The sequence below is a fragment of the Paenibacillus sp. FSL W7-1332 genome, assembly GCF_037969785.1.
In the GTDB taxonomy this organism is placed as follows: Bacteria; Bacillota; Bacilli; order Paenibacillales; family Paenibacillaceae; genus Paenibacillus_AQ.
This window is the reverse complement of record NZ_CP150209.1, coordinates 2,985,844-3,002,286: the sequence shown is the minus strand read 5'-3', so window position 1 is coordinate 3,002,286 and position 16,443 is coordinate 2,985,844. Positions and strand designations below refer to the sequence as shown.

Annotated in this window: 15 protein-coding genes; 6 read left to right on the top strand and 9 right to left on the bottom strand. The window is 43.1% G+C overall.

Features of this window, described 5'->3' with window-relative positions; translation table 11 throughout:
• Positions 1–2: 2 nt before the first annotated feature.
• On the top strand, positions 3–290 hold the full coding sequence (locus MKX98_RS13380; protein ID WP_339223400.1) for a DUF6809 family protein: 288 nt from the start codon (positions 3–5) through the stop codon (positions 288–290).
• A 25-nt stretch (positions 291–315) separates the two neighbouring features.
• On the opposite strand, the gene MKX98_RS13375 is transcribed toward MKX98_RS13380, so the two are convergent.
• The 6 genes from MKX98_RS13375 to MKX98_RS13350 form a co-directional block, all read right to left on the bottom strand.
• Positions 316–2,700 (bottom strand): AAA family ATPase, encoded by a 2,385-nt coding sequence (locus tag MKX98_RS13375; RefSeq protein ID WP_339223398.1) that lies wholly within the window; start codon positions 2,698–2,700, stop codon positions 316–318.
• Between the two features lie 661 nt (positions 2,701–3,361).
• The gene (locus tag MKX98_RS13370; protein WP_339223397.1) at positions 3,362–4,000 is read right to left on the bottom strand and encodes a DUF4209 domain-containing protein; all 639 of its coding nucleotides are present in this window, start codon (positions 3,998–4,000) and stop codon (positions 3,362–3,364) included.
• Positions 3,991–4,731 (bottom strand): hypothetical protein, encoded by a 741-nt coding sequence (locus tag MKX98_RS13365; protein WP_339223395.1) that lies wholly within the window; start codon positions 4,729–4,731, stop codon positions 3,991–3,993. The genes MKX98_RS13370 and MKX98_RS13365 overlap by 10 nt, the downstream gene beginning before the upstream one ends.
• A gap of 9 nt (positions 4,732–4,740) precedes the next feature.
• Entirely contained in the window at positions 4,741–5,157 is a 417-nt protein-coding gene (locus MKX98_RS13360; RefSeq protein WP_339223393.1) for a hypothetical protein, read from the bottom strand.
• Between the two features lie 126 nt (positions 5,158–5,283).
• Complete coding sequence (locus MKX98_RS13355; protein WP_339223391.1) at positions 5,284–5,814, bottom strand: tyrosine-type recombinase/integrase; 531 nt, start codon at positions 5,812–5,814, stop codon at positions 5,284–5,286.
• Between the two features lie 109 nt (positions 5,815–5,923).
• Positions 5,924–6,271 (bottom strand): hypothetical protein, encoded by a 348-nt coding sequence (locus tag MKX98_RS13350; protein ID WP_339223389.1) that lies wholly within the window; start codon positions 6,269–6,271, stop codon positions 5,924–5,926.
• A gap of 544 nt (positions 6,272–6,815) precedes the next feature.
• Here MKX98_RS13350 and MKX98_RS13345 point away from each other — a divergent pair.
• From MKX98_RS13345 to MKX98_RS13330, 4 genes are all read left to right on the top strand, one after another.
• Entirely contained in the window at positions 6,816–7,400 is a 585-nt protein-coding gene (locus MKX98_RS13345; protein WP_339223387.1) for a TetR/AcrR family transcriptional regulator C-terminal domain-containing protein, read from the top strand.
• Between the two features lie 144 nt (positions 7,401–7,544).
• A complete protein-coding gene (gene mraY / locus MKX98_RS13340; RefSeq protein ID WP_339223386.1) occupies positions 7,545–8,495 on the top strand; it encodes a phospho-N-acetylmuramoyl-pentapeptide-transferase in 951 nt (316 codons plus the stop codon).
• 175 nt (positions 8,496–8,670) lie between these two features.
• Positions 8,671–9,690, top strand: coding sequence for an SBBP repeat-containing protein (locus tag MKX98_RS13335; RefSeq protein WP_339223384.1), 1,020 nt, complete (start codon positions 8,671–8,673; stop codon positions 9,688–9,690).
• The gene (locus tag MKX98_RS13330; RefSeq protein ID WP_339223382.1) at positions 9,617–13,171 is read left to right on the top strand and encodes an SBBP repeat-containing protein; all 3,555 of its coding nucleotides are present in this window, start codon (positions 9,617–9,619) and stop codon (positions 13,169–13,171) included. Before MKX98_RS13335 ends, MKX98_RS13330 begins: the two co-directional genes overlap by 74 nt.
• 113 nt (positions 13,172–13,284) lie before the next feature.
• Here MKX98_RS13330 and MKX98_RS13325 read toward each other — a convergent pair whose 3' ends face one another.
• Together MKX98_RS13325 and MKX98_RS13320 are read right to left on the bottom strand one after the other, a co-directional pair.
• Positions 13,285–14,226 (bottom strand): aminoglycoside phosphotransferase family protein, encoded by a 942-nt coding sequence (locus MKX98_RS13325; RefSeq protein ID WP_339223380.1) that lies wholly within the window; start codon positions 14,224–14,226, stop codon positions 13,285–13,287.
• Between the two features lie 139 nt (positions 14,227–14,365).
• On the bottom strand, positions 14,366–14,680 hold the full coding sequence (locus MKX98_RS13320) for a DUF1904 family protein (protein ID WP_071224307.1): 315 nt from the start codon (positions 14,678–14,680) through the stop codon (positions 14,366–14,368).
• Positions 14,681–14,917: 237 nt separating this feature from the next.
• On the opposite strand from MKX98_RS13320, the gene MKX98_RS13315 reads away from it, so the two are divergent.
• Positions 14,918–15,829, top strand: coding sequence for an aminoglycoside phosphotransferase family protein (locus MKX98_RS13315; RefSeq protein ID WP_339223378.1), 912 nt, complete (start codon positions 14,918–14,920; stop codon positions 15,827–15,829).
• A gap of 109 nt (positions 15,830–15,938) precedes the next feature.
• Here MKX98_RS13315 and MKX98_RS13310 read toward each other — a convergent pair whose 3' ends face one another.
• Positions 15,939–16,340, bottom strand: a complete 402-nt coding sequence (locus MKX98_RS13310) for a hypothetical protein (protein ID WP_194542164.1) — start codon at positions 16,338–16,340, stop codon at positions 15,939–15,941.
• Between the last annotated feature and the right edge of the window lie 103 nt (positions 16,341–16,443).

Here is a 16,443-nt window from a genome sequence, read left to right as displayed (position 1 = left end):
ATATGATTAGTTCATTAGATTCATTAGCAGAGCCACTGATAAGAATACGGTTGGAATTACTCTACACTGAACTTTCAGAACATCATACCGAATATAGTCAACTTTCTTCAGAAACAGTTCAATATTTCAGAACGCTACGTGAAGCTTTACCCGATCAACTTCAACATACCGTTTTTCTTTACGAAGACGCTCAAATTTCTCTCCAGTCCATCCTAGAAAGAAGTATCTACATACAAGGTTTCAAAGATGCTCTACAACTCTTTTGTGAATTGAACCAAACTAGTATTTAGAGGGTCCTATGACCCTCTTTCCTAATTATGCATCAATTCCGATGCTCTTCATAAGAGCAGTATATTGATCAGCATCTTCCTTAACTTTGTCAATAATTAACCTAGCAGTTGATACCATTTCAGGCACTTCAACTGGCATCGCAGCTCTTTCAATAGAACCTTGTAAATGAGAATACTCGTTATTGATTCTATCTATTAAAATTGAAGGAACTCTATCTTCCCCAAAGAAACGTTCCAGTTTGTCCTCTGAGAAATCAGGATATTTAAAGTAAAGATATATCTCTAAAAACTTTCTTGCGTTGTTACCAAAATTATAAAACAAATGGAAATTTGAATCATCTACTACTTCAATACAAGAGCACTGTTGTATGCAAGAGAATAAATAATTAAACTCAGTGCCAAATTCCTTTAAGTATTTCGGCATAAGCAGTAATGTTGAATTATGACCTTGCCTGTTGATTACAAAGTACTGCTTGCTGCAACTTTTGGTTTTTCCATTTGGTTGTAGCTCTAAACTGTTCAATCTTCTTAAATACTTCAGAAAATCAAGATTATGAGTTGACACAAAAAGTTGCTCAAATGCCCCTGTACCCGCTATCTCAGCAGCAATCAAGCTGTATACGAAAAAAATATGGTTCCCATCAAGGCTAGAAATAGGATCATCAATCCAAATTATTGGTTTAAGACCTCTAGTATTTATATCATTTAATTTTGCTACAAAGTAACAAAAAGAAATTAAGCTGCACTCCCCTTCACTTAAATGATAAGCACGACTTCCATTTCGAACAATTTCAAAGCGAACTTTCTTCTCCCCATTATTATTATCTTCAATAGCTTTCAAAGAAAGGAACTCATGACCAAAAAAATCAGTAAGATATTTATTAACTAAGAGTGCTCCTTTTTCCTCATCGTTTAGCTGACGTTTTTTATTTGTTATTAATTCTTCTAGTCTATGTATCTCTTTTCTAGTTCGGTCAAACTCCCGCTTAGCTTCTTCTATTTTTTTTGTGTTTTCGCTAATGGCTTCCATACTTTCACTATAATTTGTTGTTAAACAAAAATCATAAACTTCTTGTAAGCGTAGAGCTTCTCTAGCATTGGCCTGCTCCGATGCTAAACTCCCAGTAAAATCATTAGATTGAATACAACAATGCTCATAGCTATCCAAAATCATTCGTAGTTCTTGAGAGCAATCAAAAGGTCGTACTAAAGGTATGGTTTCCGTTATAGCTTCTTTTCTCCTAGATAATTGCTCTTTTAATATTTCCAGTTGTTCATTATACCTGGATGAAATCTCTGAATATGACTCGGTTAGTTTTTCGATCTCTTTATGAAAATTGGAATAAAATAAGTTTTTATCAGTTACAAAAAGTTTTTGAACTGTTTGCATTTCCGTTTCGATTTTTTTTATCAACTTACCAATTTTTTGTTCTAAAATCCTCGATTCATCATCGAAATGTTTATGTAGAATGCTCCAACGTTCATCTGAAACTTTTTCTCCGCAAAACACACAAATTTCTTTTTTATCTTTATGTAATTCATAGCCTTGTTTCACCCACTCATTCAAACTTACCTCACGAAGCAATTCAATAATTTTATCTGAAGAACCAATTTTTTGCGATAACAATTCTTCTGCCTCTACGCAAAATTGTTCCCATTGAAGTGATAAAGTTGGAAGCAATGGAATAGTAGATTTAACTTGTTCTTTTAGCATGAGCTCATGTTCAGCTTTTTTATCATCATCTAATGAATTATATGATCCTGACATAACCTTTCTGATATCTGTCCTCAACTTGGAAATATTGTAATTTTGATCTCCAAACTTATTAGTTTTGTACTTTATCCCTGTATTGCGTCCTGTTGCCTTTTCTGAAAGTTGTCTATCTAAACTACTAGCAAACTGATCGTTAGCTGACTTTATTTCTGTATAAATTGTTTTTAAATCCCTCAACCGTTTATACAATCCAGTCTCTTTGTTTTCCTCATTTGAACCAATTTCATTGCTTAAAATAGCTATTTCCTCTTCCAGGGCATTATTATCATCACCAAGAACAGCAAATGACTTCACGTTGTCTTCTGGATCAATTATAAACCTCAAGTTATCTCGAACGAAATCTTCATTGAAAACTCTGATATTCTTCTGAACATTAGCTATTTGATCTTGATTTATAGTACTATCATCATCAAACATTACAGAGAAAGAAGGGCTGTCATATTTTTCTGATATTCTCCCGATTTCAATGGCCCTTACAATTCGAGATAGTGTGGTTTTTCCAGCATAATTTCTTCCGTAAAGGATATTCATTCTTTCAAATCGCATTATCTGTCGATTATTATTTAATACTGAATTATCCCATTCGAAATCTTGAAATACTGCAAGATTATTAATATTTTTAATTTTTTTGATCATGAAAATCACTCCCTAGTTCAAAATTTTAGACTTTAGATTCTGTCGTATAACGTTCCCGTATTCACGACCCAGCGCATGCTGGGTGTCCGGCGTATGCCGGGCCAAGGACGAATGTCCGCAGCGTGAATATTATGTTATCTGATAGATCGGTATCTTTGATTTGTATTTAAAAATCCTTTCTTTTAAATTGCTTTGTATTCGCCTTAATCACAACTGGCTTAATTGATGTCATTGATTCGTTAATAACTTTAGTTTTACAATTTGGACATTGATAGTTTTTATATTTTGGTGATACCTTCGATAAATGTACTTTTCTTCCAATATACCTGATCTTCAAAGTTAAATAATTTCTCTATATTTTTACTTTTATTATTTTTCTCTTTTTTAATCCTCGAGTAAGCGAACTTAAATATTGCACTTAAAACTACTATCCCAGCTCCACTGAATAACCACTCTTTATTGTTAAATAACCAGTTCAATTACTTCCCTCAATTCAATTGAATTTGATGTATATATTTTAAAATGATTTACCGATCTTTCAGATAACGTTCCCGTATTCACGACCCAGCGCATGCTGGGTGTCCGGCGAATGCCGGACCAAGGGCATATGCCCGCAGCGTGAATATATTGTTAGGTGATGTCATTTCATTCATGTTTTTAACTATTGTTTTAAGGACTTAAGATATAGTGTTTTATAGTTACAGCATAAGTGTAAAGTTAACCACCATAAATATGTTAGTTCGCTTGAGAAAAAGTTCTCATAGCTCATCAATCCATGAGCTATCTTATTTCTCAGATTACTCCCAGATCTTTCAACTATAAGTCCTTGTAAGTCAAAGGCTATATCTTCAGAAATGAGCTCTTCAAACTTTGGAACAAATAAAAGTGAGTTTAAATTTTTTTCATCTTGAACTCCTTCAGAATCAAGACTAGAAACAATCTCTCCAGATTCGTAAAGAATATGCCGAATTGAATTTTCAAGTTGTGGGATCAACAAATGTGCAGATACTAAAAATTCTCCATAAAACCCCTTTAATAGGCCTTCTGCAAATATAATTTCTCTTCCATATGGAACAAAGGGATTATTTTCGACTAAATCAAAAACGTCCTTCAAACGGATACAATGTTCGAAAATTATTTTTCTTCGAGCAGGCTCCACTAAACCTTGAGTATGGATGAGGTGATAATATTGAGCATTTTTATACATCTCTACTTTAATTGCTGCCTCAACCTCTTCTTGATCTCCTGATATCATTGAAGGATGACGTTTAATTATTTTGCCACTTTCATTTATAGACACAGAAGAAAAAAATTTTGGAGAAAGTATTTTCCTGAGTTTTTTTCAACTTGCGCACGTAGAGCATTCTTTTGAGGCACTCCTCCTATTAAGCCCAATTGAAAAATGGCCTTCTCTTTGTCTTCACCTTCTACTAGCCTTTCTGCCTCTTCTATATAATTGCTAATATCTATTTTTTCAGAGGAAATGCTTTGTAGCTCATCTACTGACTCTTCTTGGTAAGTTAATAAAAGTCTATGTAGTTCTTCAATACGTTCGTTTTTTCCTCTTACTCTTCTATGTGCCTCAATAGCGCTTAATATTTGAGAAGATGCAAGCATATAACTTGGATTCTCGCGTGCGAGGATTGATTCTGCTTCTTTCACGTAGGTTTCAGCATAGTTCTTTAACTTAGCATGCTGATTTTCTTTATCTTTTTTAAGATGGTACCATTTAGAACATATGCCCCAATAATTTCTCGCTCTACGAAAATCCAACTCTTCTTCTGCTTTAATAGCAATTTTCTCTGATAACATAGAGTATTTTTCTGGATCACCTATACCATTCTCAATTAGTAATTCCATTAATCTAGCCGAAAGAAATGAAGAGTCTTCTCCATTAATCCTATTGAGTGCTTCTTCAATTACTTTAACAGAAGCCTCAAACGGTTCGTTTTTTCGGCCTAGTATAATTGCAATTTGTAATGCTCTTTCGATTCTCTCTATACAACTAGTCCAATGTATTGGATCAAACAAAGTCCAAAATTATTCAATATAAGAATAAACAGCATTCTTAGCTTGAAGATGCTGACGCTTCCCAACCCATAGAATATCAGCTATGCGTGATTTTAGTTCTGAGTCCTTTACAAGTTCGACAATCATTAGAAGTGCTTCATAATCATTCTCAGTAAGATCTTCTATACTTGGACTTCTTGACTCTCTAAGAATGAGAGCTGGCTCAAATGGACATTCATAGTTTTCTAAATCTAAATGAAATGAGCAGATCATTCCTAAAAGCTTTAAAATTTCACTATGTGTAATATTTTTATTTTTTTCTGCTTCACCAGAAGCTTTATAAAAGAGCGAATAATAAAAATGGCATTCTTTCTCAACCGGGCCACTTATAGCCTCATCCCAATCGATACCTAGAACATCTTTAGTTTCGACTTTTATATTTAACATAAAAATACTCCTTTAATTTTTAGCATTGTGAAATGATTTCACCTAACGTCTTTTTCACGAACTTCGCAATAATATCATCTCTTGAGGTGTTTGCGAACTTCGTGAACCCACCATCAACAACCAAGTTTACGACTCCTCTTCCAATTGGTCTAACGGACTTTTAATCCTTCTTATGTCCTTCACACTCACATGTGTGTACCTTTCGGTGGTGCGCACACTTTGATGACCGAGCAACTCTTGAATGAAGCGAATGTCAATTCCACCTTCCAAAAGATGTGTAGCGAATGAATGGCGTAAGGCGTGAATGCTAACCTTTTTCTGGATTCCAGAGGCAGTACGTGCTTGTTCGAACACTTTTTGAACCGCTCGTTCAGTCATATGGCGCTCTGGGTGTTGACCTGGGAACATCCACTTCTCAGGCTTTTCGTGTTTTAAATACGGTTGAACAATACCCATAGCTGTATCGGATAATAGCGTAAGACGATCCTTTCGACCTTTGCCTTGATAAACTCGAAGTGTTTTTCGCTCGAAATCAATATCTTGGGTTTTCAACCGGACCACTTCCCCTACCCGTAATCCTGAAGAATAGGTAAGGTATAGGATCCCACGATGTTTTAAATTATGGAGTGCTTTTAAGATCAACATCACTTCGTTCATCGATAATACATTCGGCAACTTCTTTTCTTTCTTAGGTCGAACATAAGAGACTGTTTCTTCATGCAATAGTACTTTCTGAGCAAAGAATTTGATCGCGCTGAGCGCTTGATTAAGCTTTTATCGTTTTTTTACTATAACCTCGAAGCTGCAGTGCATGAACGAAAGACCTTTTTATCGACTCATCCCATGAATAGATTGGAATGTGATCCTGTATGTGAACTTCATTGTTAAACAAGCTGCTCTCTTTCATCAACATGCTATCAACATGAATCTCCGTTACTTCAAAAGTGTATACAACTGTTGGATGGATTCGGGTGTAAAAAGGAATCATCCAGACCTTTTTATCACGGACCCATTTCCTTCCTGAAATTTCTCGAATCTTCATCACCATTTGTTCATCATACTTAAAACGAACATATAAGGAACCTTCATCATTTCGTGACACCCATATACTCACGTCGTTCCCACCCTCATTATAGCAGCAACCTAATTATTGGAAAGTAAAAAGAGCTCACAATCGCCGTAATCGACGTTGTAAGCTCCCGATCATCCTTTATGATCTAACTGCATTCAATTCAATATTATTACGTTTAGGGGATTAAAATTGTTGTAGTTATTATATAGATTAAACCATAATCAAGGTAGCAATGGCTACCTCATATCTGACCATACTTCAAGCACGAAAATGCAGTGCAAGCGAAATCTTCGTACTGCACTTCGCGTGTAACATGATAACGAGTAGCGTATCGGTCTTGAGGTTTCACGCCGTCCCGAACAACTCACATTATCTTTTTCACGAATGCTAAGATCTACTTATTACTTTCCATCTTCGTCCATGCTATCACTAGTACCGTCAACGCACCTTCTGCTCTCCAATAAGCTGAACCCTTTGGCTCTTAAGATTTATAACCTCCATCTCCTACCCAGATTCAATACATGATAGTATTTTGTATAATAGAGAGATACATATTGTGGTACTGCGAAGGAGTGGACCTATCGTCATGAAACCGGAGTTAGATCCGAGAGAAATCAGAACCCTGCAAAAAATAAAAAACGCTCTCCTTCACATGATGGCTTCCCGAATCGATCCCATATCCATTACGGATCTATGTGCCGAGGCACAAGTGACACGGCCTACCTTCTACAAGCATTTTAGCAGCGTAGCCGAGTTAATGGAGGTCATGTCGAAGGAGACAATGGAAGATTTGGAACGCCGCATCGTGATCGAGAAAAAAATATCCCTTCAAGAGGTTGATTATGATGAACTGCCCTCCAATATGGTCGCTTTATTCAACCACGTGCTGGAGAATCGGCAGTTTTACGAAGCCTTCATCTTAATCCATCCGGACACGCCATTCACGCGTTATTTCAAAGCCACACTCTACCATTTTGTAAAGGTTGGGCTTGAAGCAGCCATCGAGACAGGCGCCGAGATCAGTGTGCCGTCCGAAGTGGTCATCAACTTTATGACGGGTGCATTTCACGAGACCATCTTGTGGTGGATGTTGAAGGGATATCCCTACACTCCACAGGAAATGACGGCTATGGTATTACGATTATCCATTAACGGCCCCTATCAATTCTAGAATATTAAAAAAGAGTAGCGTCTCTCCGTCGAGAATAGGATACGTTACTCTTTTTGCTAACTTCGTAAATCAGAAGGAATATTTGTCCATTTCATCGAAATACAATGTACTAACACGAAATCGATAGAAAGAGATGTGTATAAGATGAATGGAATTCTGGGCGTATCCGGACTATCGTTCTTGCTGGTGACACTGTTCACCCCTCTGCTTATCTGGGGATTGCGCACGTTAAAGCTTACGCAGCCAATCCGGAGTGAATTGCCTCCCGATCATCAGGCCAAACGCGGGACGCCGTTAATGGCAGGTCTTATATTGCTGATTGGCGTTGCCATTTCACTGCAATTTCAACCTACGCCGCTTACCGTTTTTTTATGCTCGACCTTCCTCTTGTTCAGCTCGATCGGGTTTATGGATGACTTCAAAAAAGCTGCGTGGCAGGACCCGTCCGGAATCTCCGGTCGCATGAAGCTTGTATTTCAGTTCCTGTTTACCGGCGCGTTATTGTATGTACTGTTCCATTCCTTTTCACTGACAAGTGATATCCGACTCTTCAACGGGTTCCAGCTCCAATTGCCGGTAAGCGTGTACGTCATTATCATGCTGTTATTCATTGTGGGTTCGGCGAATGCCATCAACTTTACCGACGGATTGGACGGACTGTTAATCAATGTAGCTATACCTACTTATTTTTTCTTCTTTTTAATCTCCGACAAACCGGAAGTGCAAATGTTCTCGCTGGTCATGGTCGGCTGCCTGCTCGGCTTGCTGCTCTACAATATTCATCCAGCCCGGGCTTTCATGGGCGATACGGGATCTCTCGCCATTGGCGGCTCCCTATCATTCTTAGCGGTCATCGAGAAGGTCGAAATTCTGATTCCGCTTCTGTTCGTTATCTATTTGGCTGAGCAGCTCTCGGTTATCCTGCAGGTATGGTACTACAAACGGACCAAACTGCGTCTGTTCCGAATGGCACCGATCCATTTCCACTTCAGTCTCAAATACGGCTGGAGCGAGAACAAAATCGTGATGATTTTCGGTTTTGTCTCCTGGTTTATGGCTCTGCTCTGTTGGTTGATTGTCAAATATGTAATGTAATGCAATATCAATCCATTTCATAAATTTCAAGCCAGCTGGTACAAGAAAACCTGCCTCAGGGCGCGCCGAATCAGGTGCGTCCTTTTTTCAGCCCCTAAAGAATACCTTCAAATTGAACCTTTCAGACAGGACATTCATACCCTAATGATAAATGTCTTGAGAGGAGATAGTTTCGTTGAGCGTATTGGAACCCAGTTCAAGAAAAAGCATTCTACCCTACGGGGAGCTGCCGCTCTTGTTCACGCAAAATGTCGGTCAATTCGACCCAAACACGCTTTATTTCGCACAAGATTCGGGATTTCGCTGTTCGTTCGAAGCGGATCGGATCTTGCTCACGCTGTATAAGCCCGTTTCCACGGAAGCAGAGCGAACAACAAACGGCGTTGTACTGGTGTGGCGTTTCGATATCCCGGGGAAGGCTTCCAGACTGGAAGGCATGTCGAAGGAAGAAGGCAAGTTTCATTATTTTCGCGGCAATGATCCGAAGCGCCATATTACGCACGTCGATACGTATCGCGGAGTTGCATACCGGGAGTTATGGCCTGGTATCGACGCCGTGATCCAAGGGAGTGGCGGTAAACTCAAGTTTGATTGGCTGCTGAACCCGGGTGCAAGGGTGGAGGATATTCAGCTGGTATGTGACGGTTCTGACGAAATTCAACTCGACGAGGAAGGCAATCTGCTCCTGTTCACGCCTTATGGCACGCTTATGGATCAAAAACCCATCGCCTACCAGGAAGTAGACGGCGTACGTAAGGAATTGGGTTGCCGATATGTCGTGGAATCCGGACAGGAAGGCAGGAGGCTGATCGGGTTCGAAATGACCGAAACTTATGATCGTGAACTGCCCTTGGTGATTGATCCGGTCATCTTGTATTCGACTTATCTTGGCGGCACGGACACGGAAGAAGGCCTGGACATCGTGGTCGATGATTTCGAGCAGGCTTATGTGACAGGCATCACGACTTCGGCCAATTTCCCCGTGACACCTGGGGCTTTCCAGACCACGTTTCAAGGCACGGCTGACTTCTTTGTCAGCAAGATCGATGCTTCGGGGACAAGTTTAATCTATTCTACCTTCATCGGAGGAAGTGCTTCGGATACGGGCAGAAGCATTGCCATTGACTTCGCTGGGAATGCGTACATTACCGGTACCACTTTTTCCAGCGATTATCCGACAACCCCCGGTGCGTGATGGCGGTACGCTTGTATATTCCACTTATTTGGGAGGCTCCGGAGGAGATGAAGGATTCGGCATCGCCGTCGATCTTTCCGGAAGCGCCTATGTGGCCGGTCGCACGAGTTCTGCTGATTTTCCAGTGACCGCGGATGCTTTCCAGACATCCAACCCTTCATCCATTTCAACTTCGTTCGTGACGAAATTGAATGTCGACGGAACGGGATTGATTTATTCGACCTACCTGGGCGGTACCCTGGATACAACGGATGCCAACGGCATTGCTGTGGACGATTCGGGCAATGCTTACGTCGCCGGCCAGACGGTGGCTTCGGACTTCCCGACAACGCCAGGAGCGTTTCAAACAACCCTTCAAGGCGATGTCGACGGATTTGTCGTGAAGCTGAACCCTACGGGAAGCGCGCTCGTGTATGGAACTATATTGGGAGCCAGCTTGAATGATGTTGTTTTTGACGTCACGATCGATACGGCGGGGAATGCTTATGTCACCGGATCATCGAGTTCCCCCGATTTCCCAACGACATCCGGATCGTTTGTCACACCTTTAGGGACTAACCGGGCTTTCGTTACCAAGTTGAATCCTACGGGAACCGGACTCATCTATTCGGCGCTGATTGGGGGGAATGGCTCTAATACGGGGCTCTCGATCGCGCTAAACTCGGCACGAAGTGCATTCATTACGGGAGAAACATCGTCTGCGGATTATCCATTGGCCGGCGATGCAATCCAATTTTCCCTCTTTGGCCCCACCGATGCTTTTGTCACGATTCTCGACCCCACCGGCTCGTTTCTCGAATTTTCAACCTATTTGGGAGGCAGCTCGACCGATAGCGGCAACGGAATTGCCGTGGACTTGAATAATCAGATTTATATTACCGGCCAAACATCCTCCTTCGATTACCCGACCACTCCCTTCTCGTTTCAACCGTTCAACAACGGGGGAGTTGATGCGTTTATCACGAAGCTCGGTGAGCAAGCTACTATATTTGTAAATAAATTCGCCACCCGATTTGAAGTTCGCCCGGGAGAACTAGTCGAATTTATTATTGAGATCAAGAATGGAAGCGGCATTCCGCTTACCAATGTATTCATTGAGGATCCGTTCCTAGGTTTTTTTCATATACTGCCTGTTCTCAATCCGTTTGAAGGGTTCGTCATTCCTCTCCCCTTCTTTGTTCCAGAGCAGTTTCCTCCGGGCTTTATCATTAACGAAGTGTTCGTTAGGGCGGATCAAGTACGGGACCCGGTCATTGCAATTGCTGAAATCTTCATTACGGAAAATCCCATACTCGAAGCAACGAAGACAGTTAATCCATCTTCGGCCGCTCCCGGTGAAACGGTCGTGTTTACCATTACACTTACCAATTTTGGGAATGTGGACCTGTTTAACGTCCGCATCGTCGATCCGCTGTTAGGACTGGATCAATTGATTGGCACTCTCCCTATAGGCTCCAGTTTCGTGATTGATTGGCCGTTCGTCATTCCACCCGAACAACCGGCTGGTTTGACGATTGCAAATCGGACCGAGATTACGGCCGATAATCTGCCAACACCGCAAACGGTAGGAACCGTGGTTGAGGTGCTCCCTGCGCCGCGCCTCAACCTGGTGAAATCTGCGGACCGTATATCGGTATTACCAGGTGAAATCATTCAATTCTCGTTTGAAGTTACCAATACGGGAAATACCGACTTGACGAATATCATCATTACCGATGATACGATCGTTAGCGAGATCCAAGTGCCAAGTCTCGCCATTGGTGAGACCCAAGTGCTTACGGTACCTTTTCTCGTACCGCTGGAGACACCTTCACAGACCTACACCAATACGGCGATGGCCACCAGTGATCAGGCACCAAGCGTCACATCGAGCTTTGACGTACTGGTCGTTGAAGCGCCGCAGCTCGGCGTACGAAAGATCCCTTCCGTGGCAACCATCATGCCGGGCCAGACTTTCCAGTACTCGATTGTTATCGATAATATCGGCAATGTCCCTCTAACCAATATTGTCCTTGAAGATCCATCGCTCGGCTTTGCCGAGGCGATCGAAAGTTTTGCCATCGGCGAACGACGCGAGTTTATTATTCCATTTTCGGTCCCGCTGGATGCTGAACCGGGGTCGAATATCATGAACGAGCTCACCGTTCAATCCACGCAAACCGGATCGCAGGGAGTCTTGGCAACCGTTACGGTAACGGCAATTGGGCTTGCGCTCACCAAGACGGCGGATCTTGCCGTTGCGGCACCGGGCGATACGGTTGTGTTTACCCTTACGGTGACAAATACCCTTACCGAGCCACAGACCAATGTCGTCCTGAGCGATCCGCTGCTTGGCCTAAGCGAGACGATACCGACCATTCTCGCGGGCGGGACGATTACGCGGACGGGTTCCTTTACAATACCCGCTGATGCAGCGAACGGAAGCGTGATTACGAACAGCTTCACGGCCGTTTCGGACCAGACACCGCTGCAAACCGCTGCAGCCGAGGTTGTTGTTATATCCATACCTGGTGCCACGACGACACTGACGGTATCCAAGCTGCCTGACCGCAGTGTAGCCGCAACGGGTGAAACGGTAACCTATACGGTTGAAGTAACGAATACGGGCAGCAATCCGGCAACCAACGTAACCGTCGCCGATTCCTTGACCGGAATCGTGGACGTGATCCCAGTCATTGCGCCGGGAGCGACAACTGTCGTGATGTTTACCTTCCAAATACCGACAAATGCACTGCAGGGGACCGTATTTGCGAACCGCGTCACCGTGAATTGGCCGGAAAATCCGGTGTCCTCGCCGATATTTAGCGAAACGCGCGTCGTGGTAGCACTGCCTTCCACGCTCGTTGATATTAACGTCGAGGCTGACCCGCCCACAGCAAGTCCGGGGACGGTAGTCAATAAGACGATCCGGGTCACGAATGTATCGAATGTGACGTTGACGGACGTTCCAAACCGGACGTTGACGGATGTGCGCGTTATTGATTTTCTTCTGGGTTTCAACGTCGTTATCCCGTCCTTGGGACCGGGTGAAACGCGAGTCTTTACGCTACCGTTTACGGTTCCTGCGAACTCTGTGGGAGGCGAGACCTTCCAAAACAACGTTGTTCTTTTCTCCGATCAATCACCGCTGCAGACGGCATCTGTCGATATCGTAACTGAGCTGCTGCCGAATGTCATTTTGACCGAAACGGTGGACCGTCCAGTGGGAAGACCAGGAGAACTCGTGCATTTCTTCATCTTTTTTCAAAACACGGGGAATGTGGTGCTTCGAAACGTCGTACTGACCGCACCGCTCTTCAACCTTCAGGTACGACTTGAGGAATTGGACATTGGCGCAGTCGAGAATATTCGAATCCCGTTTATACTGCCGGATGTTGAGGAAGATACCATTATAACCAGCCCGGTAACTTTAACGTCGGATAATGGACCGACAAGAAATGCAACAGCTTCCGTCCGGGTCATTGCCGAGGAAGAGGAATAAGTTTCGTCCGGCACAGCCATCGGATCTTCGCCATCCGACGTCGTAATTGTAAGGAAATTATATGCAGAGCGGACGGAGGATGCCTATCGTCCGCTCTGCAATCTTTGATTCATTCAATCGCTTGGCGTGATTTCTTCCAGTTCGCTCTTCAAATGGCTGAGAGTCGCTATTCGCTCCCCCTCATCCTGGGCATCGTAGAGCAGCTGCTCGATGAATTCCCAGACATCCTCCAGCTTGCGTCTCCCCTGGTAAAATCGCAGGGCTTCCGAGTTGATCTCATATTGATGGTGGGTTCTCTTGTATGTTCTCATAAATTCATCCCAGTAAGGTGTTTGAACAAAAAACATCATATCGGCTTCAACCGGAGCTACATTCAGTCCCTCCCAATCAATCAGTACCAGTTGATGTCCATCTGACATCAGATTCCAATGGTGAACATCTGTATGACATAGAGCCTTATGTACATTGCTATGCGCTAAAGTCACCGACAACTCATGGACCTCATTCATCAGCTCGGTCAATTGCGCCCTGTACGGCTGCACCACTTCCCTGACATCGTTAGGCATCACGGCATCCAGGGTATGCTCGAGTTGCTGGAGAAAGGGAACCTCGAAATTCTCTCTTATCGCATCCGTGTTGAGCGGAATCTCTTCTCCATATTGATGAAGCTCGGTGATGATCTCTGCAAGCTGTCTCACTTGATCACTCGTCAGGTCAAGGTCAGCGATCGTATCTCCAACGATATATTCATACAATAGATAGATTCCTTCATCATCCTCACATTGATATAATCCGTCTTTCGTTAGGATGGGGACTGGAATCTTTCCTTTCAACTGGCTGTGCTGCCCGAGCCATAGCAATATGGGCACATACTCGTCGATTCTCGCGGTCCACTTGGGCGTGGAAGCGCGGCTCTTTTCATATACTTTCAGGAAATAGGCATGTCCATCACTCTGCACTTTATAAGCCAGCGCTGCCCAACCACCCTTTTGGGGTACAACATGGGTACGATCCAATCCGTAATATTCCTTCAGAATGCCTTGCAATTGTTCCATAGTACCTCCTATCTGTGCCTCATATCTTTCGGGGGTCTCCCCTCTAACTTATCATAGCGAGCTGGCCTTGGTGCATCTCGTATAAAAAAAACAAGGATGCATCTTCTGCATCCTTGTTTGCCGTTAACCAAATCTTATTTTATTCTAACGGCCTGCCTTCTTTATAATAAAGATTCCGCTTAAGAATCACGAAGAAAATATGTACGTTCCGGTACCCGTGTTCTGACAAGATATCGTGAATGCGGGCTGCAACAGCATCATGAATCTCCTGAGATCTCTGGAACATAAGGATTTCAACGGATAGCGGCGTATTCGTAATGATCTGATAAGGAAGCAGTTCGATCTTCACAATTTCCTGCGGAATTTGAACAATCCCCGCGAATTCATCAACGACCTGTGGCGTTATTTCTTCAAGAAAGACTTCGGAGAATCCTTTAAAGCGTAAATATGGCACTCTTATCCCTTCATTTCGTCGAATTATTGTGTTATAGATGTCTTCAAGTGACTTTTATCTCTCTTCTACTATACAATATTGTTATTGTGAAAGGAATCACTATGATTCAGATGTACACATTCGCAGGTGGATTTCATCTATAGTTATCCTTTCAATTGCCCTGTACGAGCGCTTCCGTTAAACTTGATAACATCCGATTCATCATACGAGAAATTCATTATGGAGGTGAAGGTCCTCATGGGACGAAATCTATGGGATGCCGAATGGGAAGTGACCGAGCCGTTAGTCCGGTTATTGCTTACTCGTCAATTCCCCCAATTGTCCACCCTCAAGGTCCAGGAAATTGGCAACGGATGGGACAACACCGTTTATCGCGTTGGCGATGAGTATGTGTTTCGCTTTCCTCGTAGAAAGATAGCCATATCTTTACTAAATGCCGAAGCAAAAATCCTGCCCAAGCTTGAACATTACATAACGGTACCTTATGCGAAACCCCTCTTCTTCGGAAAAGAAAGTGAAGATTATCCTGCACCTTTTCTGGGATATACCTATCTTCCCGGTACATTCCCGATTGGAATTTCAGAAGAAGCGCGGATGCAATCAGCGGAAACGCTCGCCCGCTTCCTGAAGCGCCTGCATGCTTTTCCCGTGGAAATAGCGCAGCAAGCGGGTGTATTGTCTGACCAGCGTAAACTGACCGATATCGCCGGCCGCAAAGCCAAAATGCTGAATTTCCTCTCCAATCTTACCCAATATATAACGCAAGAGGAGTTACATGAGATCGAGGACTATTTGCGGGGCATCCATTTGGATCAGGCGAGGCATCAACATGTGCTAATCCACGGGGATCTCCATTTTAAAAACATGTTAGTCGATGATGACGGCAAGCTTTCGGGGATTATTGATTGGGGCGACGTCAATATTGGCCATCCTGCCTGTGACCTGAGTATCGTTTACAGCTACCTGCCGCCGGCCTCCAGAGCGGATTTCTATGATATCTATGGCGAAGTGGACGAAGAAACGAAGATTCTGGCACGAATGATCGCCGTCTATATCCCTATGTTAATATTCATCCAGGCCATCGACGAAAAGGATGACACCATTGCGCTGGAAGCCAAATCAATTATTCAGCGTGCCATGGCCATATAATGGTTCGATGGTTATGGCGGAATCATATCTCATACAAAAAAGAAGCTTGAAAAAACCTTCAAGCTTCTTTTTTTCTTCGTATCGTGATTTGCCATACGCTGCAGCAACGTTATATTTTTAACATTCCCATTAACGGCATAATGGTTTTTATTACATTCATGCCTAGTTTAATATGAGGGATGATTTGTCCCAAAAAGCCTAAACCGCCTACAGCCGCAACTCCTTCTCTCTCCTCAGCCCCTTCGACTGCCGGAGCGCTTGGAGGACCTCCAAACAAATCGCTTAAAAATCCGGAAATCTGCGCTTTATCCCCGCTCCGTGCAATCGAAGCCGGCATTTTTTGGTTAGCACGAAGTCCAGACAGCGTCACTTCCCGGCCTTGAATCTGATTCAGTTCTCCGATATAGTAGCTGCCATCCTTCAGAACGACCACGACTGGTTGACCTACCCAATGCTGGGGAGGTCTCGACTTCGAAGCGGCTCTGGACTTCCTGGCGCGTTTCGATGACATACTAGGATCACCTCGCTTCCCTATTCATCATGTAGACATCATATGCAGAGCCGTCTTTCATTCTTGTGCCTTTATAGGAGGATTGATATAAATGCGTCAATAA